This window comes from Mycobacterium sp. NGS48 (assembly GCF_059812585.1).
This window is the reverse complement of the sequence record NZ_JCALCY010000001.1, coordinates 578,686-605,459: the sequence shown is the minus strand read 5'-3', so window position 1 is coordinate 605,459 and position 26,774 is coordinate 578,686. Positions and strand designations below refer to the sequence as shown.

The window sequence follows — 26,774 nt, the reverse complement described above, 5'->3', positions numbered from 1 at the left end:
GGTGGTCAGATCCGGATCTGCGGCTTGAGTGGTCGGATATTGCGTTCCCGTACCACGCCGCACCACAATCCGAGTCCGTATGCCAGATCGTCGAGGCGCTTCAGCAGCAGGTATGTCACCAGACCGATGGGTCTGGCTTCCTCTTCGGTAGCTCCCCGGCGACGCAGCCAGTCCACTACCCCGTCGACGACAGCGGCGATCACCACGGCGCGCCGACACTGTCGGGACAGCATCGCCGCCAGCAGCGCCACCGGCCAATAGTGCCGGCACATCGCCGACGCCAGTTGCAGCGCCGCAGACCAGAGGCCTCGGGTTGCCACCGCCACGACATCCCAGACCTTGGTGTCAGGGCCCTCCATGGACTTGGCGATACGACGACCCGTCGCTGCGGCCAGGAGTAGCGACGCCAGATATCCCAACCCGGAGCCGACCGCCATCAGAATCCAGGCTGCCAGTGCCCCACCGGAGATCACCAGCGGCGCCGTCTTGTCGGGGTGGCGCGCCGACAGCGGCGCCGCCGAACCGCCGTAAAACGCCTTGCGCGCAATCCAATCTCGCAGTTCGATGCGATGGTCGTGCGCTACCAACGCAATCGGCTCGTAGCGCAGCCGGGCACCGGCTTCGACGAGCCGCCAGCAGAGGTCGACATCTTCACCGGCCTGCAGCGTGTCGTCGAACCCGCCGACGTCGCGCAGCATGGCAGTGCGGCAGATGATGGCCGCACTGGGGACGTAGGCCACGTTCGTGTAGGGAATGACGGGGGCTTCGTGCTGCCCGAGGTCCAGCGACGAACGCACCGCCTCGTAGCGGGCCACCACGTGGTCGCTTTGTGTCAGACCGATGATGCGGGGCGCCACCAGGGCGACGGTGGGGTCGCAGAAATGACCGAGCAGAGCTTCCAGCCAGCCACGGCGCGGAACCACGTCAGAATCCAGAAACGCGACGTAGTCGGTTTTGCACGCGCCCAGCCCGGTGTTGCGGGCTGCCGCGGGTCCCCTGTTGCGGTGGTGGTGCAGCACCTCGACGTCACAGTGTGTGCCCGCGAAGTCGTCGCGCTCGATCGGCTCCGACGAACCGTCGTCGACAATGATCACCCGAAGGCCGCGCAACGATGCCAGCAACCGACGTAACCCACATGCGTTGTCGTGCACCGGGATTACCACCGTGACGTCCCGGTGTGAGGGTCCGCCAGCCGGCCGGGGATGCGCCACGGTCGCGTCCAGCAGGGTGCGTGCCAACTCAGCGCTGAGTGCGTCGTGCACCTTCAGCCGGCCGTCGGCCAGCATGTCCTGCGCGGCCGGCGCCAGCCGCAGCAAACGGGTGGGTGAGCCGCCCAGCAGAGCCGACCCCCGACCGAGCACCCGGACACGTCGGTCGACCTGGACAGCAAACCCATCCGGCAGCCGGGTCTGGGTCATGTCAGCATCCCGTCGGCGCGCGGCGCCCAGCGCAGCACTGCGCGCGCGCAGCCGTCGACCATCTCGGTGAAGATCCGCTGCCCTTCGGCGGCGGTCGCCGTCGTGGGGTCTCCCAGCACGCCCACCTCGCTGACCGCCGCGACTCCCCCGCGGCGCATAATCGGCAGCAGGTCGGACAGCGGGGCGCCATTACCCGAACAGCACTGCTCGGTCAACACATCAGCGGGTGAAATGTGCAGCAACACGGAAGTTTCGGTGTGCCCGGCGTGGGCATCAGCACCCCGCGCCGTGCACGTAGACCACGCGGCGTCGCGTCCTTCGGATCGCAGCAGGCGGACCGCGCGGTCCAGGGCGGCGATGTTGCCGCCGTGACCGTTGACGAACAGCAGGCGCTGGGCCCAGCAGGTCACCGACCTGCCGAACTCGACCAGCAGCATCGCCAGGGCGTCGGTGCCGATGGAAATAGTTCCCGGAAAGCTCTGGTGCTCGCCGCTGTCGCCGTAGCCGATGGCCGGCGCGACCAGCCACTGCTGGTCCTGCACGTCGTGCCCCGGCAGTTCGGCCAGGCGGCCGGCGACCGCGATGGCGACCGCAGTCGCGATCCGCGTGTCGGTGTCCAGCGGGAGGTGCGGGCCATGCTGTTCGGTGGATCCCACCGGGATCAGCACCGCCGACGACATGCCGCGTAGCTGGCCCGACGTCGAGCTGCTGAGTTCGCCGAGGACGGCCACCCGCCGATGGTAGGACGAATTCACCTGCCGTGCATTGGTTGTTGGTTGTCCAGATGAAATTTTTTCCACCGTCCTGGTGGTTTTGTCACCCTCGTCCACCTCTGCCACGCCTGCCACGCGAGTATCAGAACTCCCGCTGGTTTCGCCGCGGACCGGCTAGCCCCGCTCGGCGGTGGGCACGCCGAGCGCGCGAGCAAACCCGGGAGGCACCACGACGTCGTCGGGGCTGAGGTCATGCACCGAAGCCTGGCCCAGCCCCGTCAGTGCACAGTCGATGCCACTACGGAGGATGTCGAGCACATTCTCGACCCCGCCTTGTCCGGCGGCGGCCAGGCCCCACAGATATGCGCGGCCGATCATCACCGCACGCGCCCCCAACGACAACGCCTTCACGACGTCGCTGCCGCGGCGGATACCACCGTCCAGCAATACCTCGATCTGGTCACCGACCGCGTCGACGACGGCGGGTAGCGCGCGGATTGCCGCCGGTGTCCCGTCCAAGTTGTTGCCACCATGGTTGGACACCGATATCGCCGAAACTCCAGCATCCACAGCTCTTTTGGCGTCGTCCACCCGGATCACACCCTTGAGCATGAACGGCCCGCCCCACAGCTCGCGCAGCCAGGCGATGTCTTCCCAAGTCGGCGGCGGGGTGGCCATCCATTCGCCGTAGGCGGCGAAGAACGGTGGTCCCGGTTCGCCCCGCCGGGCCTGGTTGGGTACCTGCAAGCTCGGCGGCCGCATCGTCTTCGCCCATTGCAGCAGCCAGCCCGGCCGCGCCAGGCCTTCGGGCATCATGCGGGCCGTGGTGCGAAAGTTCATCTGTTCGGGGATCTTGGGGCTGCCCCAGTCCCGGCCGTGCGAGAACGTCCAGTCGGTGGTGACGATCAGCCCGGCGGCGCCCGCCTCGCGGGCCCGTTCGACCCGTTGGGCGATCGCATTGCGGTCGCCCAGCCAATAGAGCTGGAAGAACAGCTTGTCGTTGGCCGCGATGACTTCCTCGATGGGCTTACTGGCGAACGAGGAGAGCCCAATCGCAGTGCCCCGCGCCGCCGCCGCTCGCGCGACGGCCACCTCACCGTCGGGGTGCACCGCCTGCACACCCGTGGGCGAGATGATCACCGGCAGCGAGATATCTTGTCCCATAACGGTAGTCGACAAGTCTCGTTTGGCGATCGCACCGACGACGTGGGGCGCGAAGCCCAGTTCGCCGAACGCCTCGACATTGTCCGATACCGTGATGCCTTTCTCGCTGGCAGCGATCAGCGCGGCGTACACCGACTTGGGCAGCCGCCGCTTGGCCCGCTGCTGAGCGATCGCAACGGTCTCGAACCAGACATCGCGCGCCACGGCTAGACCGGGCTTTCGTTGCAGAGTCGCTGCGGTGGGCGCGTCGACAGCGTCAACGGCACCGGCCGGCTGCGGCGGGAGTGGTCACCGGCCGGCCGCGGCTTGTCGCGCTCGCGGGCCAGCGCCGGCGCGCCGTAGCCCTGCACACATTCTGGGTCCGGCCCGTCCAGCGGCAGACCGGTGAAGAACTTGGCCGCCATGCAACCGCCCCGGCAGCTGTCGTAATGGTCACAGCTGCCGCACGCCCCGGCCGACTGGGGTTCACGCAACTCGCGAAACAAGGGAGCGTTCTTCCAGACGTTGTCAAAACCACCGTCGGACAGCACATTTCCGGCTAGGAAGCGATCGTGGATGGCGAATGGGCAGGCGTACACGTCGCCGACCGGATCGATCAGGCAGACCACCCGGCCAGCCCCGCACATGTTCAGGCCCGCCAGCGCCCCGGGTTCGCCGAGCGCCGACAGGTGGAAGAACGAGTCGCCGGTGAGCACCCGCTCGCCGTTGGCGACCAGCCAGTCGTAGAGCTGGACCTGTTGGTCGGCCGTCGGGTGGAGGTCGTCCCAGACGTCCGCGCCGCGGCCAGACGGCCGCAACCGGGTGATCCGCAGGGTGGCGCCGTAACGGCTTGCCAGCGCTGCGAATTCGTCCAGCTGGTCGACGTTGTGGCGGGTCACGACCACTGAGATCTTGGCGTCGGAAAACCCCGCAGCGGCCAGATTCTCCAGAGCCCGTACCGCCATGGCGTACGACCCGGCACCGCGGACGGCGTCATTGACCTCCGCGGTCGCGCCGTCCAGGGAGATCTGCACATCGACGTAGTCGCTGGCCGCCAGTCGCGCCGAGACCTCGGGGGTGATGCGCACCCCATTGGTCGAGAACTTCACGCCTACGTGGTGTGCGGTGGCGTAGTCGACCAGGTCCCAGAAGTCCGGTCGCACCGTCGGCTCACCGCCGCCGATATTGACATAGAACACCTGCATGCGTTCCAGCTCGTCGATGATGTTTTGGCAATCCCGCGTGGACAATTCACGCGGATCGCGCTTACCCGACGAGGACAGGCAGTGCACGCACGCCAGATTGCAGGCGTAGGTCAGCTCCCAGGTCAGGCAGATCGGGGCGTCCAGGCCGCGCTCGAATTGCTCTACGAGCCGGGGTACGACCGCTGTCATTGCTTCTCCTTGCGCACCAGCATGTTCGAGGCCGCCAACACACTCAGTGCGTGCACATAGGGACGCTGCTGCGCGTCGTCGATCCCCGCGGCACGGCAGGCGGTTCGCACGTCGGCGTGGTCGTCCAGCGACTGCACGACGTCCAGGATCGTGCGGTTCTTCAAAAACGACAGCTTGCGAGTGCCGAAGTGATACAACAGCGCACCGAACGGCTCGGGCCGCACGGCGACTTGTGGGTGCAACCGCCAGCCGGCGTCCGGGCTGAATTCGCCCGCGGGCACGCTCAGTAGACCCCGCACATCCCGTCGATGGACACCTCTTCCACCAGGGTCTCGGTGACGAGCTCGGTGTCGACGTCGGTCTGGTTCGGCTCCATGGTGTGGCCTTTCGTTGTCAGGGGCTCGACAAGTCGGTGTCAGCCCGGTCACAATCTTGGTCAGAATATGGCATTGAGTGCCAGAACGGAAGAGGGCCCCCTAGGAAGGTGATGTCATGGTGCCTCAATCGCGGGTGGGCCGGCGCCGCTCGACGACCCCGCACCACATCACCGACGTGGCCCTCGGGTTGTTCGCGGCCCGCGGGTTCGACGAGGTAAGCGTCGACGATGTCGCGCAGGCGGCGGGCATCGCCCGGCGCACGCTGTTCCGCTACTACGCCTCCAAGAACGCGATTCCCTGGGGCGACTTCGATGCCCACCTGCAGCACCTGCGCGAACTGCTCGACCACGTCGAGGCGGACGTGCCGCTGGGCGAAGCGCTGCGCACAGCCCTGTTGGCGTTCAACACCTTCGACGACTCGGAGACCGTCCGGCATCGTCAGCGTATGCGGGTGATCCTGCAAACCGCTGAGCTGCAGGCGTATTCGATGACGATGTATGCCGGCTGGCGAGAAGTCATTGCAGAGTTCGTGGCACGGCGGTCCGGCGCCAAGCCGACCGGCCTGTTGCCACAGACCATTGCGTGGATGATGCTCGGGGTGGCGCTGAGCGCCTATGAGCACTGGCTCGACGACGAGTCGGTGTCGTTACCCCAGGCGCTCGCCGGCGCATTCGACGTCGTCCGCGCCGGATTGGACCGGCTGAAGCCGTGAACAGCGATACTCCGCTATTGCGGTCGCTCCGGTTACAGAGCCAGGCCTGCGCCGAACTGGGCTCGCCGATGTACGGCGAACTGCTCAATCGGGTGGCCGGCGACGTCAACGCCGGCGGGATTTTTGCCGGCATCCTTTCCGACCACGAACACGATCCCGAACGGCTGGCCCTGCCGCTACGACTGCTCGGCGGCCTGCACCGACTGGTGCTCGACGGTCGCGCGCCGGCGCTGCGGCGCTGGTATCCCAGCACCGGCGGCCACTGGGATGCCGACGCGGCCTGGCCCGATATCGTGCGGGTCGCCGCCGACCACGCCGACTCGCTGCGCCCCGCGCTCGACCAGCCGCCGCAGACCAACGAAGTGGGCCGCTCAGCCGCGCTGATCGGGGCGCTGCTGATCCTGACTCGCCAATTCGGCTTACCGGTGCGGCTTTTCGAGATCGGCTGCAGTGCCGGGCTGAACCTGCGGGCCGACTACTACCGGTATCGCCACCCCAGTGGGCAATGGGGACCGGGCGACTCACCGGTGACCATCGACGATGCCTGGCGGGGTCAACTGCCGCCGGCGATCGGGGTGCGGATCATTGAACGCCGCGGCTATGACCTGGCACCGGTCGACGCCACCGGCCGCGACGGCGAGTTGACGTTGTTGAGCTACGTGTGGCCCGATATGCCCATCCGGCTGCAGCGGCTGCGCGGGGCGATCAGCGTCGCTCGGCACGTCGCCGCTCCGCTGGAGAGCCGTCGGGCCGGTGCGGCCGTCGCCGGCCTTGCCGTGGCGCCGGGCACGACGACGGTGCTGTGGCACTCCATCACGAGGCAGTACCTCTCTCGCAACGAGCAAGCAGCCGTCGACACGGGGATCGACGCAGTGGCAGCCCAAGCCGGAGCCGATTCGCCGTTTGTCCACCTCACGCTGGAGCCGCAGCGGCGAACACCGGGCGCCCCGGTGGAGTTTCTGTTGCAGGTCCGCAGTTGGCCCAGTGGTGAGGATCGGATCCTGGCCGACTGCTCGCCGCACGGCCCGCCGGCCATATGGCACTAGACGTTTCAGCCCCTTGCCGCGAGCGTGCGTAGACCCGGCGACACGCTTGGCGTGTCGGCCGGGGACACGCACGCTCGCGCAGGGGCGGTCAGCCCAAGACCTCCGAGATCGGCGCACCCGCGGCGACTTTGGCCCTGGTCTTCATCACCTTGCCGGGCATACCACCACCGACGACACCGACCACCGCACCGTCGCGCTCGTAATAGGCCAGGAACTTGCGGCCGTCGTCTTCGACGAGGTGCACGGTGTCGGTGGCGTGCGGCTCGCCCAGGCACTGGATCTTGACGTCGTATTGATCGCTCCAGAAGTACGGGACCACGACGTTCGACGGGACATCTCGGCCAAGCATCGAGGGCACCACGACCCTCGCCTGCTCGGCGACATTGCTCCAATGTTCCACTCGCACTTGATGTCCCACCGGGCTACGCCAGGAGGCGACGTCGCCGAGCGCCCACACATTGGGCACGCTGGTGCGCCCGGCCACGTCGCAGAGCACGCCGTTGTCGACCTCGATGCCACTGCCCTCCAGCCACTCGGTCGCCGGCCGGGAGCCGATCCCGACCACCACCAGGTCAGCCGCCACCTCAGCGCCGTCGGTCAGCTCGACCGTTTCGACGTGGCCACTACCGCGAACCTCGGCGACCCCGACGCCAGTACGCACGTCGACACCCTCCGCACGGTGCAGCCGTGCCACCAACTCGCCGATCTGCTCGCCTAACACCGACGCCAGCGGCGCCGGCTGCGGCTCCACCAGTACCACCTCGACCCCCAGGCCGCGCAGGCTTGCCGCGACCTCACAGCCGATGAATCCGGCACCGACGACGACGGCACGGTGTGCGGCAGATGCGTGGCTGCGCAACGCCAAGCACTCGTCGAATGAGCGCAACACCCGGATGCCTTCCAGATCGGGAAACGCCGGAATGCGACGCGGCACCAGACCGGTCGCGATGACGAGCTCGTCGTAGCCCAGCACCGTTCCGTCGTCCAGCGTCACGGTTTGTGCCGCGGTGTCCAGACTGGTGGCTCCCGAACCGAGACGCAGGGTGATATCGCGTTCGTCGTAGAACTCACGCGGTTTGAGCGTCACGTCGTCGACCTCGCTGCGCAATACCTCCTTGGACAGCGGGGGCCGATCATAAGGCAAATGCGCTTCGTCACTGACGATGGTGATCGGGCCGGTGTACTCCGCCCGGCGAAGCTGTTCAGCCAGCCGAGCCGCAGCGAGTCCCCCGCCGACAACCACGATTCCGTTTCCGGGGCCCTTGCCCCCCTCGCTACTAGTCACGTGGAGTTCATACACGATCGCGGCACCGAATGGGGAAGTACCCCGCGTTAGTACTTCAAGGCTCCCTTGTCGACCGGAATTTGCGCTCCCGACAATGTCCCTGAGCCGTCGCCGGCCAGCCAGGCCACCACGCCGGCAACCTCGTCCGCGGTCATAAATCCCTTGGGCTGCACCGGCATTGGGGGGAAGCTGTGCACATAGTGCCCGTGCTCGGCGAAGACCTTCATCATCATTTCCGGCTCGATCATCGGAGTGTCGACCGAATACGGATGGATGGTGTTGACACGGATGCCGAACTCGCCCAGTTCGATGGCCAGCGAATTGGCCAGCCCGACGAGGCCATGTTTGGACGCCGAATAGTGGGCGTTGCCGGGGGTGGCCTTCAGCCCGGCTGACGAGCTGACCACCACGACGGACCCGCCGTTACCGGCCTCGATCATTGCCGGCACCACCGCGCGGACCGTACGCCAGGTACCCGAGAGGTTGACACCGATGATGGTGTCCCATTCCTCCTCGGTGATTTCCCAAACCCGGCCCCAGCTCAGCACACCCGCGTTGGCCACCAGAATGTCGAGCCGCCCGAACTGCTCGACACCGTCGGCCACCAACTGCTGCAGCGCCGCGCTGTCACGGATGTCCACCTCGCGCGCCAGTATCTTCCGGCCCTCGGCCTCCACCGCACGGACTGTCTCGGCGAGATCCTCGGGGGTGGCTGCTGGGTAGGTGATGCTCTCGGATACCGGTGCACAGATGTCCAGGGCGATGACGTCGGCGCCCTCGCGCGCCAAGCGGACGGCATGAGCGCGGCCCTGTCCCCGGGCAGCGCCAGTGATGAACGCGACGCGTCCCTGCAAAGACCCCGCTGCTGTAGTCACGGACACCCCTTTCACCGGCTGCCGATGAGGTTAGCAGCGAAACTGAAACGTGTTCTAGACGGCCCAGCCGAGGTTCAGGTCTGCACCTCAACGCAAGCGGCGCCCACCCTTTCGGATGAGCGCCGCTTGTGCTTTTGGTCGCCGACCCGCTGCGCCCGGCTGCGCCGCGCTTGCGATCGGCTCTGGCGGTCGAACTACTTGACGATCTTGGTGACCCGGCCGGCGCCGACGGTGCGGCCGCCCTCGCGGATCGCGAACCGCAGGCCCTCGTCCATCGCGACGGGCTGGATCAGCTTCACCGAGATGTCGGTGTTGTCACCGGGCATCACCATCTCGGTGCCCTCCGGCAGCGTCACCACACCGGTCACGTCGGTGGTGCGGAAGTAGAACTGCGGACGGTAGTTGTTGAAGAACGGCGTGTGCCGGCCGCCCTCGTCCTTGGACAGGATGTAGACCTGGCCCTCGAAGTCGGTGTGCGGCGTAGTGGTGCCGGGCTTGGTGACGACCTGGCCACGCTCGACGTCTTCACGCTTGATACCGCGCAGCAGCAGACCGACGTTGTCACCGGCCTGGCCCTGGTCGAGCAGCTTGCGGAACATCTCCACACCGGTGACCGTGGTCTTGGTGCTGGTCGGCTTGATGCCGACGATCTCGACTTCCTCGTTGACGTTGATCACGCCGCGCTCGACACGGCCGGTGACGACGGTGCCACGGCCGGTGATCGTGAAGACGTCCTCGACGGGCATCAGGAACGGCTTGTCGGTGTCGCGGACCGGGTCCGGAATCGACTCGTCGACCGCGTTCATCAACTCGACGATGCCTTCCACCCACTGCGGGTCGCCCTCGAGCGCCTTCAGCGCCGATACCTTGACCACCGGCGCGTCCTCGTCGAACTCCTGAGCGGCCAGCAGCTCGCGGACCTCCAGCTCGACGAGCTCGAGGAGCTCCTCGTCGTCGACCATGTCGGCCTTGTTCAGCGCGACCAGGATGTAGGGCACCCCGACCTGACGCGCGAGCAGCACGTGCTCGCGGGTCTGCGGCATCGGACCGTCGGTGGCGGCGACCACCAGGATCGCGCCGTCCATCTGGGCGGCACCGGTGATCATGTTCTTGATGTAGTCAGCGTGACCCGGGGCGTCGACGTGCGCGTAGTGACGCTTCTCGGTCTGGTACTCCACGTGGGAGATGTTGATCGTGATACCGCGCTGACGCTCCTCGGGCGCGTTGTCGATCTGGTCGAACGCCCGCGACTCGTTCAACTGCGGGTACTTGTCGTGCAGGACCTTGGTGATAGCCGCGGTCAGCGTGGTCTTGCCGTGGTCAACGTGACCAATGGTCCCGATGTTGACGTGCGGCTTCGTCCGCTCGAACTTCGCCTTCGCCACTTCTGTGTCCTCCTGGACTTGTTGGTGCTCGTTAAAGCAGTGTTGGTTTCTTCACTTGTGCCGCGGTAGTGACCGGGAAAGGTTACTCCGCGCCAATGCTGGTTGTTTACTCGCCCGTCGCCTTCGCGCTGCCCATTGCTCGACTCCGTGCTCGTAGGCTTGCGCCTACTCGCCCGTCGCCTTCGCGATGATCTCCTTCGACACGTTCGCCGGTACTTCGGCGTACGAGTCGAACACCATGGAGTAGTTGGCCCGACCCTGTGTCTTCGACCGCAGGTCGCCGACGTAGCCGAACATCTCCGACAGCGGCACATGCGCCTTGACCACGCGCGCACCGCTGCGTTCGTCCATGGCCTGGATCTGACCACGGCGGGAGTTCAGGTCGCCGATCACGTCGCCCATGTAGTCCTCAGGGGTGGTGACCTCGACGGCCATGATCGGTTCCAGGATCACCGGCTGCGCCTGTCCGGCCGCCTTCTTCAGCGCCTGCGAGCCGGCAATCTTGAAGGCCATCTCCGACGAGTCCACGTCGTGGTAAGCGCCGTCGAGCAGCGTCACCTTGAGGTTGACCAGCGGGTAGCCGGCCAGCACACCGTATTGCATGGCGTCTTGCGCGCCGGCGTCCACCGACGGGATGTACTCGCGCGGGATACGGCCGCCGGTGACCTTGTTCTCGAACTCGTAGGTCGCGCCGTCCTCGCCGTCGACGAGCGGCTCCAGCGTGATGATGACCTTCGCGAACTGACCCGAGCCGCCGGTCTGCTTCTTGTGGGTGAACTCGACCTTTTCCACCATCCGCTTGATGGTCTCCTTGTAGGCGACCTGAGGCTTACCGACGTTGGCCTCGACCTTGAACTCGCGGCGCATCCGGTCCACCAGGATGTCCAGGTGCAGTTCGCCCATCCCACCGATCACCGTCTGGCCGGTTTCCGTGTCCTGGTGGACCTTGAAGGTCGGGTCCTCTTCGGCCAGCTTCTGGATCGACAGGCTCAGCTTTTCCTGGTCGCTCTTGGTCTTGGGCTCGATGGCCACCTCGATGACCGGGTCTGGGAACGTCATCGACTCCAGCACGATCTGCTGGTTCGCATCACTCAGCGTGTCACCGGTGGTGGTGTCTTTGAGCCCGATCACCGCGTAGATGTGGCCTGCCGCCGCGGTGTCGACCGGATTCTCCTTGTTGGCGTGCATCTGGAACAGCTTGCCCAGCCGCTCCTTCTTGCCTTTGGTGGCGTTGATGACCTGTGAGCCCGACTCCACCTTCCCGGAGTACACCCGCACGTAGGTCAGCTTGCCGAAGAACGGGTGCACCGCGATCTTGAATGCCAGCGCGGAGAACGGCTCGTCAGTGCTGGGCTTGCGGGTGATGATCTCGCTCTCATCACCGGGCACGTGGCCTTGCACCGACTCGACGTCCAGCGGCGACGGCAGGTAGTCGATGACCGCGTCTAGCATCGGCTGCACGCCCTTGTTCTTGAACGCACTGCCGCACAGCACGGGATAGAGCTCGGAGGCCACCGTGAGCTTGCGGATCGCTGCTTTGATCTCGGCCACGGACAGTTCCTCGCCGCCCAGGTACTTCTCCAGCAGCTCTTCGTCGGTCTCGGCGACGATCTCCAGCAGCGCGGTGCGGTACTCCTCGACCTTGTCGGCCAGGTCGGCGGGGATCTCGACGGTCTCGTAGGTCTCGCCGAGCTTGGTCTCGCCGCGCCACACCTTGGCGTTCATCTCGACCAAGTCGACGATGCCTTCGAACTCGTGCTCGGCGCCGATCGGCAGCTGGATGACCAGCGGCTTGGCGCCCAGGCGCTCCTCGATGGTGCGCACCGTGAAGTAGAAGTCGGCGCCGATCTTGTCCATCTTGTTGACGAAGCAGATCCGCGGCACGTCGTACTTGTCGGCCTGGCGCCACACTTGCTCGGACTGCGGCTCCACGCCCTCTTTGCCGTCGAACACCGCGACAGCGCCGTCGAGCACCCGCAGGCTGCGCTCCACCTCGACGGTGAAGTCGACGTGGCCCGGGGTGTCGATGATGTTGATCTGGTTGTCGTTCCAGAAGCAGGTCACCGCCGCCGAGGTGATGGTGATGCCGCGTTCCTGCTCCTGCTCCATCCAGTCGGTGGTGGAGGCGCCGTCGTGCGTTTCACCGATCTTGTAGTTGACGCCGGTGTAGTACAGGATCCGCTCGGTGGTCGTCGTCTTGCCGGCGTCGATGTGCGCCATGATGCCGATGTTGCGGACCCTGCTCAGGTCAGTCAGCACGTCCTTCTGTGCCACAGAAGTCTTCCCACTCTTTCGGTTGCTTGGTTAGCTGTCGTTCTCGCCTCCGGCGACGCTGCCAGATGGTCGCCGATGCGGCTCCCTACCAGCGATAATGCGCGAAGGCGCGGTTGGCCTCGGCCATCTTGTGGGTGTCCTCACGCCGCTTGACGGAGGCCCCAAGACCATTGCTGGCATCCAGGATCTCGTTTGCCAGCCGCTCGACCATGGTCTTTTCCCGGCGTTGCCGGGAGAAGCTGACCAGCCAGCGCAGCGCCAGCGTGGTCGACCGCTCCGGCCGCACCTCGACGGGCACCTGATAGGTAGCTCCACCGACTCGGCGGCTGCGGACCTCCAGCGCCGGTTTGACGTTGTCCAGAGCCCGCTTGAGGGTGATCACCGGATCGGTGCCGGTCTTGTCCCGGGCTTGTTCGAGCGCACCGTAAACAATGCGTTCGGCCAGCGATTTCTTCCCTTTCAGGAGAATTTTGTTCACCAGCTGGGTAACCAGCTGCGACCCGTAGACCGGGTCATTGACCAGCGGACGCTTCGGCGCGGGACCCTTGCGCGGCATCAGCCCTTCTCCTTCTTGGCGCCGTAACGGCTGCGAGCCTGCTTGCGGTTCTTGACGCCCTGGGTGTCCAGCGAGCCGCGGATGATCTTGTAGCGCACACCCGGCAAGTCCTTCACCCGGCCGCCGCGCACCAGGACCATCGAGTGCTCCTGCAGATTGTGGCCTTCGCCGGGGATGTAGGCCGTGACCTCAACCTGACTGGTCAGCTTGACGCGCGCCACTTTCCGAAGCGCCGAGTTCGGCTTCTTCGGGGTCGTGGTGTACACGCGCGTGCACACGCCACGGCGCTGCGGGCTGCCCTTGAGGGCCGCGGTCTTGACCTTGCCGATCTTGTCGCGGCGCCCTTTGCGGACCAGCTGCTGAATGGTTGGCATCTACCGGCTTTCTGTGTTTCCGTCTTTGTCCTGCTGTTATGCCCTGCCGCAGTACCCCGCGGCCGGGTGTGTCGCACGCGCCTGCCCCGGGATTCAATCCGTAGCGTCATGGACATGCGAATTGGCCCGGCGTGCGCACCTTACGTTCCCAAGGCGCCCTACGCCGCCAGGCGCGAGTATCGACAATACCCGCCGCTAGTCGAGCAGGTCAAAGCAGGACGAGCAGCCTCGGCTGCGGCACGCCCGGGCCTACGCTATTGCGCGCTATTGCGCCCCGCCGCGGCCGTTGCCGGCGCCCACCAGTTCGGCGTCGCTGCGCGAGTGCGGCCCTTCGAACCGCCAGCGCGGCAGCGCGCCCGGGTGGGTGCGTTGCAGCCAGTCGACCAGGCCTTCGCGCACCGCGCATCGCAGGGTGAACAGGTCACCGGAGTTCGATGCGCTGAGCGTGACCCGCACCCGCAGAAAGCCGCCGACCGCGTCGAGCACCACCAGCGAACCCGACCGGCCGTCCCACAGCTCGTTCTCGGCGAGCAGGCGTTGCAGCTCGGCACGCATCTCGTCCACCGGAACGGTGAAGTCCACATCGAAAACCACCGTGCCGAGCAGGTCGGTGGAGTAACGCGTCCAGTTCTCGAAAGGTTTGGTGGTGAAGTACGTGGTGGGCAGCACCAGTCGGCGCTGATCCCAGATCTGGACCACCACGTAGGTCAAGGTGATCTCCTCGATGCGACCCCACTCGCCTTCCAGCACCACCACGTCGCCGACCCGGATCGCGTCCGAGAACGAGATCTGCATCCCGGCGAACACCGCGCCCAGCGAGGTCTGCGCGGCAAGACCGGCCACCACCGACAACACCCCGGCCGAGGCGAACAGCGTCTTGCCGACCTGGGTGAACGACGGGAAGGTCATCAGCGCAGCGGCGGCCCCGAGCACGATCAGGATGGCGATCGCCAGCCGCCGCAGCGTCATGGCCTGGGTCCGGATCCGTCGGCGCTGCCGGTCCGCGTCGGCGATACCGGCGTCACCGCCGGCGAAGCGGGCGATGGTGCGCCGCTCCGCGACCTGGACCAGGCTGGCGAACAGCCAAGTGGTGGCCGCGATCGTCACGATGCGCAGCAGGTGATCGACGTTGTCCCGCCAGGACACCGACGCATCGATGGTCGCGTCCACCGCGATGTGTGCGGCGATCACCATGAGCAGGGCGCGAAACGATCGTCGGGTCAAGGTGTCGACGTCCTGGATCAAGTCGCTGCGCCGGCCGATGCGGCGCAACAGCCAAGACATCCCCCAGCCCAGCAGGTAGGCGCCGACGGTGGCGCCGGCCAGCCAGGCCAAGACGACGGCGAGATGGGTGGCGGATTCAAGCTGGAACTCCTCGGGCATTGTGACAACGGCTCCGTGGATCGGGTGCAAATTCCCCACGAGTCTAGGGGCCCGCCTAGCCGTGGCCTACCTACTGCGGCGGCTTATCTGCTGCGGCGCTCCATTCCGGACGCCAGCCGCAGCACCATGTCGGAAAACACCACGTCGGTGTCGATATCGTCCATGACGCCGGTCATTTCCAGCAACACGAAACCGTGCAACGCCGACCAGAACTCCAATGCCGCGTAGAAGGCCTGCTCACCGTCGAGGCCATAAGAGGACAGCACCGCGATCACCGGGGCGGCGGCGCTTCTGGTGGCGGCGGCGTACTCGGGGTCATCGCCACCGAGCGGCATCCGGGTGAACGCCGAATACCGACCGGGGTGGTGATGGGCATAGCTGCGGTAAGCGCCCGCCATGACCAGCACGGCGTCGTCGGGGGCGCGGCCCTCACCGACTCGATTCAGCATGGTGATGATGTCGTCGATCACCCGCGTCCGCACCGTGCGGCGCAGGTCTTCCAGGCTGTGCACGTGGTTGTACAGCGACGGGCCCTTGGTGCCGAGCTGGGTGGCCAGGGCGTTGATGGTCAGCGCGTCCCAGCCTTCGCGGTCGAGGAAGGTCAGCGCGGCGTTGATGATGATCTCGCGGCTGAGTTTGGTCGGTCGGGCTGCAGACTTGCCGCCGGCACGCGACCGACGAACCTGTGGTTCCGGTTCAGCTGCCACGGCGATCGCCCTTCGGTTCACGTCGACCCGTCTTTGTCATGCACCAGGGTCAGCGAAGAACTCTAGTCCGGCGACGATGCGGGCTGCCGGAGGCGGCCCCGAGAACAAAGCCGGACCGTCAAACCCGTCGGCAAATGGAGGAAGCCGGCCACCACCCAAGACAATGCACGTAGGCTCAGTCGAGCAATCACGCGCCATGGCGAGAGGACCCCGCGGTGAAATCGACAAGCCTGGGCCGAGCATTGGTCTCCTGCGCGATCACCATCCCACTCGTACTGGCGCCCGGAGCGCCGGCCGCATACGCCAAGAACGGCGACACCCACATCACCGGAGAAGGCCTCGAGACCACGGTGGACTGCAACAATGCCACGCTGATCGTCAACGGCACGTTCAACACGATCAACGCGCTGGGCACCTGCTGGGCAGTGACGGTGATGGGTACGAGCAACACCGTCGTCGCCGACACGGTCCTCAACGACATCACCGTCTACGGCACTGACGAAACGGTGTACTTCCACAACGGTGACCCGGTCATCTGGGACCGCGGCCGTGAACTGGGCATGACCAACCGCATCAATCGCGCCGCAGTGTGAAAGCCTGCGAACGTTGATCGACGTTCACCCACTACCCCGATGAATCGAGGAGAAATGCACGCGTACACCGGCGGCCGCTCCCGGGCATCGGTAGCCGCGGCGCTCGCCGTCACCGCACTGGCGGCGTTCGGGCTGGCCGGCTGCGGGTCGAATGACAAGAACGCGACGCCGTCGACGACGAGCACGACCGCCAGCACAGGTGCAGAGTTCGAGGTCGGGAACGTCATCAACTACGGGTCATTCGGCACCACAACGGATCTCGATTGCGGCGACGGGAAATCGCTCAACGTGGGCGGCTCCAACAACAAGTTGACTGTCAAAGGCACGTGCTCGACGGTCAGTATCGGCGGTGCCGACAACAAAATCACCTTCGACACGATCGACAAGCAACTCAACATCGTCGGATTCAACAACACCATCAGCTACAAAAATGGCAAGCCGACGGTCGAGAACCTCGGCTCGGGCAACAAGGTCAACGAGGGTTAGCTGCTGGCGCCGTGCCGGCCGGCGCCGGCCGCAAAGCGGCCCGCTCCAGCCATCGCCTCGGTCTTGACGCGGGAAATGCTTGCGAATTCATAGTCCAGCGCGTCTGATTCGACCATCCCCCACTGGTGCAGCACCGACAACCGATCCGATCGCATGCACTGCTGCGGCAGTGCCGCCAGCTGCGCTGCCAGCTCCTCGGCGGCTGTACGGGCCTGCCCTTTGGGCACGACGCGGTTGGCCAGGCCGATCGCATGGGCTTCGGCGGCGTCGACACCGCGACCGGTGAGGATCATGTCCATCGCCCGGCTGTGCCCGATCAGTCGCGGCAGGCGGATGGTGCCGCCGTCGATCAGCGGCACCCCCCAGCGTCGGCAGAACACCCCGAACACGGCGTCCTCCTCGGCGACCCGCAGATCGCACCACAACGCCAACTCCAGCCCACCTGCCACCGCATAGCCGCTGACCGCGGCGATCACCGGTTTGGACAACACCATCCGCGTCGGCCCCATCGGGCCGGGCCCGGTCCGGTGCACGGCGTTGGCGTCAGTAGTGCCAAACGCCTTCAAATCCGCTCCCGCACAGAATGTCCCGTGATCCCCCCACAGCACCGCCACCGATGCGGTGTCATCCCGGTCGAACTCCTCGAATGCGGAAAACAGCGCGGAGGCTGTTGGGCCATTGACGGCGTTGCGAGCCTCCGGCCGATTCAAAATCACCGTGGTAACCGGCCCACTGCGCTCGACACGCACCGGATCACTCATGTCGCCTCCACTAATCGGGTACCGTCGCGCCGCGCGGTCAGTTCGGCGGCGAAGTCGTTGTAGGCTGCCCGCAGCCGCTCGCCCGGCCAATCCGCGGGTAGCAATTCGGCCGGCAGCATCGGGTCGCTCAGCAGATGACGCACCATAGCGGCGGCCACTGTGAACCTGGCGGGAATGTCGGTGGCAGAGGACATCTCGTCAAGCATGCGATGACCGGTTCGTGCCCATGCCGGCAAGTCCCACAGCTGGCCGGCCAGCTCGGCGGGCGCGTCGTCGCGGGCCTTTACGATCCGCACGCGGGCCCGGATACCTGGTTCCAGTTCGAGGTCGAGGTTATTGGGGCGCATCCATACCCCTTCGCGTAGCTCGCTGAACCTTTTGTCGTGCAGCGTGTTTCGTAAAGCGGCGCGGCTGCGGGCGTCGGTGCCGACGCTGGTGACGACCACCATGATCCAATCGCCGTGCCAGCGCCGCACGCGCAGGCTGATCGCCTCGTCCTGACGACGCTGGCGGGCCAGCAGCCGGTCGGAGAGTCGGTAGCCGTCGGCCGACCGGACCAGGTCTCCGGCGCCAACCATCCGGGTCAACGCTACCCGTAATGTGGTTTCCTTGATGCCGAAATCGCTGGTGAGCCGGATTAATTCGGCTGCGCTGGCCCAGGCCGGGTGAGCGCCGAGCAGCACGGACAGTACCACCGATCGGGCTGTCATGCGCGCCAGCGTCCTGGCCACCGCTACACCTCGGATGCTTTGCGGCCGTAGTCCCCGAAGGGCTCGTCGCGGTGGCGGACCGCGTCGCGGAAGCCGTGCTCGACCGCATCGGCGACGAAGGCGTGGCCTTCGGGTGTGTGCCGGGCGACGCCGTCGAACACCGTGCTGACCATCCGGCTGGTCGCCACACCTTGTTGCAGGAGCGCGGTGTTGAGTGCGAGCTTGACCATGATGAGCTGGTTGACCGGCACTGCGGCGATGCGCTCGACGAGTCGCTCGGTGCGCTCGTCGAGATCTTTCGGGTCGGGCGCCTCAACCGCCAGCCCCCATTCGGCGGCTTGCGCACCGGTGATGCAATCGCCGGTCAGCAGAAGACGTTTGGCGCGCTGGTCACCGAGCCGGTGTGCCCACAGTCCGGCGGCCGGCACGCCCCAGACCCGGGTCGGCGGGTAGCCGATCTTGGCGTCCGAGGCGGCGATCACCTGGTCGGCATGCAGCGCGATGTCGGTGCCGCCGGCCACGCAGTAACCGTGGATCTTGACCACCGTGGGCTTGTCGGCGTGCATCAGGCTGGAGAACCCGCGCACGAATCGGCTCATCATCTGGTAGTCGATCATCGGGTCCCACGGCTGGTTCGGCAGATGGTTGACGGCCTGGGTTTTGCCGTCGAGCACGGTGCCCTTGTAGGTGCTGCCGCCACCGGCTGAGGACGAGCCTTCGGCGTAGGCGCTGAGATCGAAACCGGCGCAAAATCCTTCACCCCTGCCAGAGATCAGGATCACGTGCACGTTGGGATCGAGGTCCGCGCGCTCGACCAGCGCTGACAGCTCTAACGGGGTGTCGGCGATGATCGCGTTGCCCTTGTCGGGCCGGTTGAAGGTGATTCGGGCAACCCGGTCAGTGACCTCATAGGTCATCGTTTTGAGATTGTCGAAGTCAACCGGTCTGATCGCGTGCGTCATCCCTTGACTCAGCCCTTGACCATTGCACGCTCGAGAATCGGCGCAAGATCCAGCCCAGTGGGCATAGTTCCGTAGGCGCCGCCCCACTGCCCTCCGAGCCGGGTGGCTAGAAATGCCTCGGCGACGGCGGGATGACCGTGCCGCACCAGCAGCGAGCCCTGCAGCGCCAGGCAGATGTCCTCGGCGACCTTACGGGCCCGGTATTGGATGGTCTCGAGGTCGGCCAACTGTGGCTTGAGCCGGTCGACGTGGCTGTCCAGCCGTGGGTCGTGTCCGGCGGTGTTGGCCAACTCGGCGAAGAGCACGTCGACGCATTCCGAGCGGGTTCCCATGGCGCGCAAGGTATCCAAGGCGCTGACGTTGCCGGAGCCCTCCCAGATGCCCATCAGCGGCGCTTCGCGGTACAGCCGCGGCATACCGAAGTCCTCGATGTAGCCGTTGCCGCCCAGGCACTCCATCGCTTCGGCGGCGTGCGGGGTGGCGCGCTTGCACACCCAGTACTTGGTCGCGGCCAGTCCGATCCGGCGCAGCAGCGTCTCGGTCTCGTCACCGCGTACTGCGTTGTCGGTGGCGCCGGCCATCCGCATCGCCACCATGGTGGCTGCCTCAGCCTCGACAGCCAAGTCCGCCAACACATTACGCATCAGCGGCTGATCGATCAGGTAAGCACCGAAAGCCTTGCGGTGCTGGGCATGATGGACGGCGCGGGTCAGTCCGGTGCGCATACTGGTGGCGCTGCCCAGCGCGCAGTCCAGCCGAGTCAGGTTGACCATCTCGATGATGGTCGACACCCCGCGGCCTTCCTCGCCGACCAACCAGGCGGTGGCGCCGTCGTACTCGACCTCGCTGGAGGCGTTGGCATGGTTGCCGAGTTTGTCCTTAAGCCGCTGCAAGAACATGCGGTTGCGGGCCCCGTCGGGCAGCACCCGTGGCAGCAGGAAGCACGACAAGCCATCGGGTGCCTGTGCGAGCACCAGGAAGATGTCGCACATCGGCGCGGAGGTGAACCACTTGTGACCCGTGAGGCGGTAGCTGCCGTCCGCGTTGCGGACCGCCTGGGTGTTACCGGCGCGCACGTCCGAACCGCCTTGCTTTTCGGTCATCGACATGCCCGCGGTGATACCGGCTTTGGCCGTCGGCACTGTCAAGTCCGGGTCGTACTCGCGGCTCGTCAGCAGCGGTTCGTAAATGTCGGCGAGCTCAGGGTTGCACCGCAGCGCCGGCACGACGGCGTAGGTCATCGAGATCGGGCACATGTGACCGGGCTCGGCGGTCCACACACCGGTCTTGGCGGCGCGTACAACGTGGGCACCAGGCCGGGAATCCGACCACGGCGCCGCGTGCAGGCCGTGGGCGATAGCGGTGCGCATCAGCTGGTGGTAGGCCGGGTCGTACTCCACCTCGTCGACGCGGTGGCCGTAGCGGTCGTGGGTGTGCAAGATCGGCCGGTTGCGGTCGGCCAACTCGCCCCACCGTTGAGTTTCGGCGCTGCCGGAAATCGCGCCGACTTCGGTGACCTCGTCGAGGCCCCACTGCCCGCCCTCGCGGATCAGCGCCTCGGTCAGAACGGGTGACGACGCGGGGTTGTAGTCCCCCAGCTGCGGGACCTGGTTGGTGACGACATGGGTATCGGGCATGAGTCCCAGTGTTACATTTCTTCGACAACTGTTCAAGAGGTGTAATGAGCCTCGACCGGGATGGCCGGTGCTAGTTGAGGTGGTCGCGCAGAAAAGCGATGTCGTCCTTGCGGCCTTGGTCGGCGGTTTCGCAGATGACCGGGGCGTCAGCGGCCTTGACGACGGCCACCAATAGCTGCGGATCGATCTGCCCGGTACCGATGTTGGCGTGCCGGTCCGCGCCCGAGCCCGCCGCATCCCGCGAGTCGTTGCAATGCACCAAGTCGATGCGTCCAGTGATCGCCTTGATCCGATCGACGGCGCCGACCAGCGCCTCGCCCGCCGACCACGCGTGACAGGTGTCCAGGCAAAAGCCGATACCGGTGTCACCGATCTGATCCCAGAGCCGCGCAATGGTGTCGAAGTGGCGGGCCATCGCGTGATTACCGCCGGCGGTGTTCTCCAGATAGAGCGGGACTTCGGTTTCCAGTCGGTCCATCGCTTTGCGCCACCGTTCGAAACCGGCGTCCAGGTCGTTGTCGTCGGCGACATGGCCGCCGTGCACGATCACTGCCGCAGCCCCGATGTCCGCTGCGGCATTGCAGGTGTCCTGCAGAATCTTGCGCGACGGGATCCGCACTCGGTTGTTCGCCGAGGCGACGTTGATCAGGTATGGCGCATGCACGTAGATCGGGACCGCCGACGCCTTCAGTTGGGCCGCGTCGTCGCGCGGTTTGGGCGCCTTCCAGCTTTGCGGATTGCCGAGGAAGATCTGTACCGCGTCGGCGTTTTCGGCTGCCGCGGCGGCGAGGGGATCCTGCGGGCTGACATGCGAACCGATCAACACGCGGCAAGTCTAATGGGTCACCTCTCTTGCGCGAGCAGACGCAGAATCGCACGCGCGGGACCCGCGCCGTGCGATTCTGCGTCTGCTCGCGTCAACTCTCAACTCACAGCTTGGGAACGGGCCAAGTGACCATCGATGCGTTCCGCCAGGCGACCCGGGTAGCGTCTGACGTCGTCGACCACGATTGGAATAACCGTCCAGCCAAGCTCTTGCACACTTGCGAAGCGCGCCTTATCCCTGAGCATCTCAAGCCGGCCTGCGTGCCACTCAACGCTCTCGTACTCTGCCGCCACACGAGCGTGCGGCCATGCGAAGTCGACGCGGTATACCTGGCCACGACGGCCGCGGATCTCGTACTGAAGCTCCGGAGGAGGTAGCCCGTAGTCGATCATCACGAGTCGCGCTTCGCTTTCCATTGCCGACTCGGCCCTCGCGTCGGCATGAGGAAGTAGCTGACGCACGGCGACGATGCCGCGCCGGCTTCGCTGCTGCAGCACTGCTCTTTCAAGTTCATTACGCGTGCACCACGTGGAGTGGAGGGCAGCGTCGAGGGTTGCGAGTGCTCGCGGCCGTTGGAGTTCTCGCGCAAGCTCCACAGCCGTCCATGCCGGCGCCGTGGCGAGACGACCGGCGACATGCCGCAATTCGGCACCCGTGCGTTGATGGACCATTAGGTCAGTCGTAGGCCGCATCCGCACTCCAGGATCCAAGACGTGTATAGCGGTGGTGTTTTGGACATCGAAGCCGTACAAATTTGCGGCGGTTCCCATACATGCCACCGCGTGACGCCCCATGAACAGATCGAGTGCCCGCAGGCGGCCTAATAGGTCTGGTTCAACGCCCGCGTAAATGCCGTACCACACCCTAGTGAGGCCACCGTTCTTCACTTGGACGTCGAGTTCCTGACGGGTCATCACGGTGAGCAACTGCGCTGTCGTCGCGAACCCACCTGCCGCGTCGAGAAGGGCTAAGGCACCGGAATGCACACCCGAAGCATGTGGGCGTTAGCCAGGATTGGCTAGCCACCCTGGCGATAACGGCGCCGACAAGACGCAGAATCGTACGCACGGTGCCCGCGCCGTGCGATTCTGCGTCTGCTCGCGAGGGAACGGGCGCCAAAGGCCGTCGCGAGGGGCAAAGAGAAAGCCCCGGGGCATGGGACCCGGGGCTTTCTCGTGCTTGTTACCGGTAGTCGCTGTAGCCGTAGTCGTCCAGCGGGACCGCGGCCCCGGTGGCGGCACCGAAATCCGGGCTGTAGTACTGATCCTCGTAGGACGGGATCGTGTACGCAGCGGCCCGAGCTTCCTCGGTCGGCTGCACCTGGATGTTGCGGTAGCGGTTGATCCCGGTACCGGCCGGGATCAGCTTGCCGATGATCACGTTCTCCTTCAGACCGTTGAGCCGGTCGCTGCGGCAGTTGATCGCCGCATCGGTCAGCACTCGAGTGGTCTCCTGGAACGACGCCGCGGACAGCCACGAATCGGTGGCCAGCGACGCCTTGGTGATACCCATCAGCACCGGGCGACCGGCGGCAGGCTCGCCGCCCTCGGCCACCACTCGACGGTTCTCGGCCTCGAACTCCGCGCGGTCGATCAGCGATCCGGGCAGGAATTCCGTTGCGCCCGAGTCGATGATGGTTACCCGGCGCAGCATCTGCCGGACGATCACCTCGATGTGCTTGTCGTGGATCGACACACCCTGCGCCCGGTAGACCTCCTGGACCTCCTTGGTCAGGTGGATCTGCACCTCGCGCGGGCCCTGCACGCGCAGCACCTCGTGCGGGTCGGCGGAGCCTTCCATCAACTGCTGGCCGACCTCGACGTGGTCGCCGTCGGCGAGCAGTCGCTCGGTGCCGTCCTCGTGCTTGAACACCCGCAGCCGCTGACGCTTGGAGAGCTTGTCGTAGACCACTTCCTCGCCACCGTCGTCCGGGACGATGGTGATCTTGTAGAAGCGCTCACCCTCCTCGAGGCGGACCCGCCCGGTGACGTCGGCGATCGGCGCCTTACCGCGCGGGATGCGGGCCTCGAAGAGCTCCTGGACCCGGGGCAGACCACCGGTGATGTCCTCACCGACACCACCCTGGTGGAAGGTGCGCATGGTCAGCTGGGTACCGGGCTCGCCGATGGACTGGGCCGCGACAATACCCACGGCCTCACCGATGTCGACCAGTTTGCCGGTCGCCATCGAGCGCCCGTAACAGGTCGCGCACACGCCGGTGCCGGTCGCACAGGTCAACACCGACCGCACCTTCACCTGCGTGATGCCGGCCGCCAGCAGCGCGTCGATCTCCGGGTCGCCCAGATCGTGACCGCGAGCAACCGCGACCTTGCCCTTCTCATCAACCGCGTCGGTGCCCAAAGTGCGGGCATAGGCCGACGTTTCGATGAACGGGTCGCGGATCAACGCGCCGTCGGGCTGACGCTCGGCGATCTCGACGGTGATGCCGCGCTCGGTGCCGCAGTCCGCCTCGCGCACGATGACGTCCTGCGACACGTCGACCAGACGACGGGTCAGATATCCCGAGTCGGCGGTACGCAACGCGGTGTCGGCCAAGCCCTTTCGCGCGCCGTGGGTGTTGATGAAGTACTCCAACACCGTCAGGCCCTCACGGAACGACGACTTGATCGGCCGCGGGATGAACTCACCCTTCGGGTTGGTCACCAGACCCTTCATGCCGGCCAGCGTCCGTGTCTGGGTGAAGTTACCCGTCGCACCGGAGTCGACGATCGTGATGATCGGGTTGTCGTCGGGGTAGTGCTCGCGCAGTGCCTGACCGACCTCGTCGGTGGCTTCCTTCCAGATCTCCACCAGCGCTTCGTTGCGCTCGTCGTGGTTCAAAGCGCCACGCTGGAACTGCTTTTCGACCTTGTCGGCGCGCTCCTCGTAGGAGTCAAGGATCTCCTGCTTACGCGGCGGAACCAACACGTCGGCCATGGAGACAGTGACACCCGAACGGGTGGCCCAGTAGAAACCGGCGTCCTTGAGCTTGTCGACGGTTTGGGCGACGACGATCATCGGGTAACGCTCGGCCAGATCGTTGATGATCGCGGCCTGCACCTTCTTGTGCATCTGCTTGTTCACGAACGGGTAGCCCGTGGGCAGCAGCTCGTTGAACATCACCCGGCCCAGCGTGGTCTCGGCGATCCAGGAATCCCCCGGCTGCCAACCGTTTGCGCCGAACAACTCGGCCTCGACCTCGGCGGGCGGACGCAGTTGCTCCAGCCGCACCTTGATCTTGGCCCGCACGCTCAACACGCCGCGGTCGGCGGCCATGATCGCCTCAGCCGGCGATGCGTACACGCCCGTCTCGGCGCGGTCTTTAGCAGCGGCCACGTATTCGCCGGTGTCGCCGTCGACTTCGGTGGTCAGGTAGTACAGCCCGGTCACCATGTCCAGTCGCGGCATGGCCAGCGGGCGGCCCGACGCCGGCGACAGGATGTTGTTCGACGACAGCATCAAGATGCGGGCCTCGGCCTGCGCCTCCGCGCTCAACGGCAGGTGCACCGCCATCTGGTCACCGTCGAAGTCGGCGTTGAACGCCTCACATACCAGCGGGTGCAGCTGAATGGCCTTGCCCTCCACCAGCATCGGCTCGAAGGCCTGAATGCCCAACCGGTGCAGAGTCGGTGCGCGGTTCAGCAGCACCGGGTGCTCGGCGATGACCTCTTCGAGCACGTCCCACACCTGCGGACGCTGACGCTCCACCATCCGCTTGGCGCTCTTGATGTTCTGCGCGTGGTTGAGGTCGACCAGCCGCTTCATCACGAACGGCTTGAACAGCTCGAGCGCCATCAGCTTGGGCAGACCGCACTGGTGCAGCTTGAGCTGCGGACCGACCACGATGACCGAACGGCCCGAGTAGTCCACACGCTTACCGAGCAGGTTCTGGCGGAACCGGCCCTGCTTGCCCTTGAGCAGATCCGACAGCGACTTCAGCGGGCGGTTACCCGGTCCAGTGACCGGCCGGCCGCGGCGACCGTTGTCGAACAGCGCGTCGACGGACTCCTGCAGCATCCGCTTCTCGTTGTTGACGATGATCTCGGGTGCACCCAGATCGATCAGCCTCTTGAGTCGGTTGTTGCGGTTGATCACCCGTCGGTACAGGTCGTTGAGGTCGGACGTGGCGAACCGGCCACCGTCGAGCTGCACCATCGGGCGCAGCTCCGGCGGGATCACCGGCACTGCGTCGAGCACCATGCCCATCGGCGAGTTGCCCGACTGCTGGAACGCCGCGACCACCTTGAGCCGCTTGAGGGCGCGAAGCTTCTTCTGCCCCTTGCCGTTCTTGATGACGTCGCGCAGCGTTTCGGCTTCGGCGTCGATGTCGAAGTTCTCGATCAGCTTCTGGATCGACTCCGCACCCATCGCGCCGGTGAAGTACTCGCCGTAGCGGTCGACGAGCTCGCGGTAGAGGTTCTCGTCGACGATCAGCTGCTTGGTGGCCAGCTTGGTGAAGGTCGTCCAGATCTCGTCCAGCCGGTCCAACTCGCGCTGCGTGCGGTCGCGCAACTGACGCATCTCGCGCTCACCGCCGTCGCGAACCTTGCGCCGCGCATCGGCTTTCGCGCCTTCGGCTTCCAACTCGGCCAGGTCGGCTTCCAGCTTCTGGGCGCGGGCCTCCAGGTCGGCGTCACGCTGGTCCTCGATGGCCTTCTTCTCGACAACCATCTCGGCCTCGAGAGTGGACAACTCGTTGTGCCGCAACTCGTCGTCGACGCCGGTGATGACGTAGGCGGCGAAGTAGATGATCTTCTCGAGGTCCTTGGGCGCCAGGTCCAGCAGGTAGCCCAACCGCGACGGCACGCCCTTGAAGTACCAGATGTGGGTCACCGGGGCGGCCAACTCGATGTGGCCCATCCGCTCGCGGCGCACCTTGGCCCGGGTCACCTCGACGCCACAGCGCTCACAGATGATGCCCTTGAAGCGCACCCGCTTGTACTTGCCGCAGTAGCACTCCCAGTCGCGAGTCGGTCCGAAGATCTTCTCGCAGAACAGGCCGTCCTTCTCCGGCTTCAAGGTGCGGTAGTTGATGGTCTCCGGCTTTTTGACCTCGCCGAAGGACCAGTTGCGAATATCCTCCGCGGTGGCCAGGCCGATGCGGAGTTCATCGAAGAAGTTGACGTCTAACACGTAACTCCCTTTCCCCTTGCGGGA

General features: G+C 65.9%; 25 protein-coding genes. 4 read left to right on the top strand and 21 right to left on the bottom strand.

Annotated elements, in window-relative coordinates; translation table 11 throughout:
* Positions 1–5: 5 nt before the first annotated feature.
* The 6 genes from mftF to mftA form a co-directional block, all read right to left on the bottom strand.
* Positions 6–1,418: a mycofactocin biosynthesis glycosyltransferase MftF gene (gene mftF, locus AC5Y42_RS03005; RefSeq protein ID WP_499895630.1), complete on the bottom strand. Its 1,413-nt coding sequence runs from the start codon at positions 1,416–1,418 to the stop codon at positions 6–8.
* Positions 1,415–2,173 carry a mycofactocin biosynthesis peptidyl-dipeptidase MftE gene (gene mftE, locus AC5Y42_RS03000; RefSeq protein ID WP_499895628.1) on the bottom strand — a complete coding sequence of 253 codons (759 nt, stop codon included), beginning with the start codon at positions 2,171–2,173 and terminating at the stop codon, positions 1,415–1,417. The genes mftF and mftE overlap by 4 nt, the downstream gene beginning before the upstream one ends.
* A 132-nt stretch (positions 2,174–2,305) precedes the next feature.
* Positions 2,306–3,499 (bottom strand): pre-mycofactocin synthase MftD, encoded by a 1,194-nt coding sequence (gene mftD, locus AC5Y42_RS02995; RefSeq protein ID WP_499895626.1) that lies wholly within the window; start codon positions 3,497–3,499, stop codon positions 2,306–2,308.
* 2 nt (positions 3,500–3,501) lie between these two features.
* Positions 3,502–4,668, bottom strand: coding sequence for a mycofactocin radical SAM maturase (gene mftC, locus AC5Y42_RS02990; protein ID WP_499895624.1), 1,167 nt, complete (start codon positions 4,666–4,668; stop codon positions 3,502–3,504).
* Positions 4,665–4,967 (bottom strand): mycofactocin biosynthesis chaperone MftB, encoded by a 303-nt coding sequence (gene mftB / locus AC5Y42_RS02985; RefSeq protein WP_499895623.1) that lies wholly within the window; start codon positions 4,965–4,967, stop codon positions 4,665–4,667. Before mftB ends, mftC begins: the two co-directional genes overlap by 4 nt.
* A complete protein-coding gene (mftA, locus tag AC5Y42_RS02980; protein ID WP_499888372.1) occupies positions 4,952–5,044 on the bottom strand; it encodes a mycofactocin precursor MftA in 93 nt (30 codons plus the stop codon). The genes mftB and mftA overlap by 16 nt, the downstream gene beginning before the upstream one ends.
* A 116-nt stretch (positions 5,045–5,160) precedes the next feature.
* On the opposite strand from mftA, the gene mftR reads away from it, so the two are divergent.
* Together mftR and AC5Y42_RS02970 are read left to right on the top strand one after the other, a co-directional pair.
* Positions 5,161–5,757 (top strand): mycofactocin system transcriptional regulator MftR, encoded by a 597-nt coding sequence (gene mftR / locus AC5Y42_RS02975; protein WP_499895622.1) that lies wholly within the window; start codon positions 5,161–5,163, stop codon positions 5,755–5,757.
* Entirely contained in the window at positions 5,754–6,803 is a 1,050-nt protein-coding gene (locus tag AC5Y42_RS02970; RefSeq protein WP_499895620.1) for a DUF2332 domain-containing protein, read from the top strand. Before mftR ends, AC5Y42_RS02970 begins: the two co-directional genes overlap by 4 nt.
* Positions 6,804–6,891: 88 nt before the next feature.
* Here the strand turns inward: AC5Y42_RS02970 and AC5Y42_RS02965 are convergent, their stop codons facing one another.
* From AC5Y42_RS02965 to AC5Y42_RS02930, 8 genes are all read right to left on the bottom strand, one after another.
* Positions 6,892–8,103 (bottom strand): NAD(P)/FAD-dependent oxidoreductase, encoded by a 1,212-nt coding sequence (locus AC5Y42_RS02965; protein ID WP_499895619.1) that lies wholly within the window; start codon positions 8,101–8,103, stop codon positions 6,892–6,894.
* A gap of 32 nt (positions 8,104–8,135) precedes the next feature.
* A complete protein-coding gene (locus AC5Y42_RS02960; protein ID WP_499895617.1) occupies positions 8,136–8,963 on the bottom strand; it encodes a mycofactocin-coupled SDR family oxidoreductase in 828 nt (275 codons plus the stop codon).
* Between the two features lie 194 nt (positions 8,964–9,157).
* Positions 9,158–10,348, bottom strand: a complete 1,191-nt coding sequence (gene tuf / locus AC5Y42_RS02955; protein ID WP_499895616.1) for an elongation factor Tu — start codon at positions 10,346–10,348, stop codon at positions 9,158–9,160.
* A gap of 165 nt (positions 10,349–10,513) precedes the next feature.
* On the bottom strand, positions 10,514–12,622 hold the full coding sequence (fusA, locus tag AC5Y42_RS02950) for an elongation factor G (protein ID WP_499895615.1): 2,109 nt from the start codon (positions 12,620–12,622) through the stop codon (positions 10,514–10,516).
* 85 nt (positions 12,623–12,707) lie between these two features.
* On the bottom strand, positions 12,708–13,178 hold the full coding sequence (rpsG, locus tag AC5Y42_RS02945; RefSeq protein WP_499895613.1) for a 30S ribosomal protein S7: 471 nt from the start codon (positions 13,176–13,178) through the stop codon (positions 12,708–12,710).
* Positions 13,178–13,552, bottom strand: a complete 375-nt coding sequence (rpsL, locus tag AC5Y42_RS02940; protein ID WP_003923350.1) for a 30S ribosomal protein S12 — start codon at positions 13,550–13,552, stop codon at positions 13,178–13,180. Before rpsL ends, rpsG begins: the two co-directional genes overlap by 1 nt.
* Positions 13,553–13,816: 264 nt before the next feature.
* The gene (locus AC5Y42_RS02935) at positions 13,817–14,935 is read right to left on the bottom strand and encodes a mechanosensitive ion channel family protein (RefSeq protein ID WP_499895612.1); all 1,119 of its coding nucleotides are present in this window, start codon (positions 14,933–14,935) and stop codon (positions 13,817–13,819) included.
* A gap of 83 nt (positions 14,936–15,018) precedes the next feature.
* Positions 15,019–15,642, bottom strand: coding sequence for a TetR/AcrR family transcriptional regulator (locus tag AC5Y42_RS02930; protein ID WP_499895611.1), 624 nt, complete (start codon positions 15,640–15,642; stop codon positions 15,019–15,021).
* 230 nt (positions 15,643–15,872) lie between these two features.
* On the opposite strand from AC5Y42_RS02930, the gene AC5Y42_RS02925 reads away from it, so the two are divergent.
* Together AC5Y42_RS02925 and AC5Y42_RS02920 are read left to right on the top strand one after the other, a co-directional pair.
* Positions 15,873–16,235 carry a DUF3060 domain-containing protein gene (locus AC5Y42_RS02925; RefSeq protein ID WP_499895856.1) on the top strand — a complete coding sequence of 121 codons (363 nt, stop codon included), beginning with the start codon at positions 15,873–15,875 and terminating at the stop codon, positions 16,233–16,235.
* A gap of 54 nt (positions 16,236–16,289) precedes the next feature.
* Positions 16,290–16,721, top strand: a complete 432-nt coding sequence (locus AC5Y42_RS02920) for a DUF3060 domain-containing protein (protein ID WP_499895609.1) — start codon at positions 16,290–16,292, stop codon at positions 16,719–16,721.
* Here AC5Y42_RS02920 and AC5Y42_RS02915 read toward each other — a convergent pair.
* The 7 genes from AC5Y42_RS02915 to AC5Y42_RS02885 all read right to left on the bottom strand — a co-directional run bounded on the left by AC5Y42_RS02915 (position 16,718) and on the right by AC5Y42_RS02885 (position 26,750).
* The gene (locus AC5Y42_RS02915; RefSeq protein WP_499895608.1) at positions 16,718–17,482 is read right to left on the bottom strand and encodes a crotonase/enoyl-CoA hydratase family protein; all 765 of its coding nucleotides are present in this window, start codon (positions 17,480–17,482) and stop codon (positions 16,718–16,720) included. The two genes, AC5Y42_RS02920 and AC5Y42_RS02915, sit on opposite strands and share 4 nt — an antisense overlap.
* Positions 17,479–18,201 (bottom strand): PaaX family transcriptional regulator C-terminal domain-containing protein, encoded by a 723-nt coding sequence (locus tag AC5Y42_RS02910; protein ID WP_499895854.1) that lies wholly within the window; start codon positions 18,199–18,201, stop codon positions 17,479–17,481. The genes AC5Y42_RS02915 and AC5Y42_RS02910 overlap by 4 nt, the downstream gene beginning before the upstream one ends.
* Before the next feature lie 14 nt (positions 18,202–18,215).
* Positions 18,216–19,154: a crotonase/enoyl-CoA hydratase family protein gene (locus AC5Y42_RS02905; RefSeq protein WP_499895606.1), complete on the bottom strand. Its 939-nt coding sequence runs from the start codon at positions 19,152–19,154 to the stop codon at positions 18,216–18,218.
* An 8-nt stretch (positions 19,155–19,162) separates the two neighbouring features.
* Positions 19,163–20,791 (bottom strand): acyl-CoA dehydrogenase family protein, encoded by a 1,629-nt coding sequence (locus AC5Y42_RS02900; RefSeq protein ID WP_499895605.1) that lies wholly within the window; start codon positions 20,789–20,791, stop codon positions 19,163–19,165.
* A gap of 70 nt (positions 20,792–20,861) precedes the next feature.
* Positions 20,862–21,617, bottom strand: coding sequence for a deoxyribonuclease IV (locus tag AC5Y42_RS02895; RefSeq protein WP_499895604.1), 756 nt, complete (start codon positions 21,615–21,617; stop codon positions 20,862–20,864).
* Positions 21,618–21,715: 98 nt separating this feature from the next.
* Complete coding sequence (locus tag AC5Y42_RS02890; RefSeq protein ID WP_499895602.1) at positions 21,716–22,603, bottom strand: type IV toxin-antitoxin system AbiEi family antitoxin; 888 nt, start codon at positions 22,601–22,603, stop codon at positions 21,716–21,718.
* A 196-nt stretch (positions 22,604–22,799) separates the two neighbouring features.
* Positions 22,800–26,750: a DNA-directed RNA polymerase subunit beta' gene (locus tag AC5Y42_RS02885; RefSeq protein ID WP_499895601.1), complete on the bottom strand. Its 3,951-nt coding sequence runs from the start codon at positions 26,748–26,750 to the stop codon at positions 22,800–22,802.
* Between the last annotated feature and the right edge of the window lie 24 nt (positions 26,751–26,774).

Bases quoted from the DNA above. Each gene is read 5' to 3' on its own strand.
- mftF (WP_499895630.1), bottom strand. From the start codon at position 1,418: ATGACCCAGACCCGGCTGCCGGATGGGTTTGCTGTCCAGGTCGACCGA.
- mftC (WP_499895624.1), bottom strand. From the start codon at position 4,668: ATGACAGCGGTCGTACCCCGGCTCGTAGAGCAATTCGAGCGCGGCCTG.
- mftA (WP_499888372.1), bottom strand. From the start codon at position 5,044: ATGGAGCCGAACCAGACCGACGTCGACACCGAGCTCGTCACCGAGACC.
- mftR (WP_499895622.1), top strand. From the start codon at position 5,161: ATGGTGCCTCAATCGCGGGTGGGCCGGCGCCGCTCGACGACCCCGCAC.
- rpsG (WP_499895613.1), bottom strand. From the start codon at position 13,178: ATGCCGCGCAAGGGTCCCGCGCCGAAGCGTCCGCTGGTCAATGACCCG.
- rpsL (WP_003923350.1), bottom strand. From the start codon at position 13,552: ATGCCAACCATTCAGCAGCTGGTCCGCAAAGGGCGCCGCGACAAGATC.
- AC5Y42_RS02935 (WP_499895612.1), bottom strand. From the start codon at position 14,935: ATGCCCGAGGAGTTCCAGCTTGAATCCGCCACCCATCTCGCCGTCGTC.
- AC5Y42_RS02920 (WP_499895609.1), top strand. From the start codon at position 16,290: ATGCACGCGTACACCGGCGGCCGCTCCCGGGCATCGGTAGCCGCGGCG.
- AC5Y42_RS02915 (WP_499895608.1), bottom strand. From the start codon at position 17,482: ATGAGTGATCCGGTGCGTGTCGAGCGCAGTGGGCCGGTTACCACGGTG.
- AC5Y42_RS02905 (WP_499895606.1), bottom strand. From the start codon at position 19,154: ATGACGCACGCGATCAGACCGGTTGACTTCGACAATCTCAAAACGATG.
- AC5Y42_RS02900 (WP_499895605.1), bottom strand. From the start codon at position 20,791: ATGCCCGATACCCATGTCGTCACCAACCAGGTCCCGCAGCTGGGGGAC.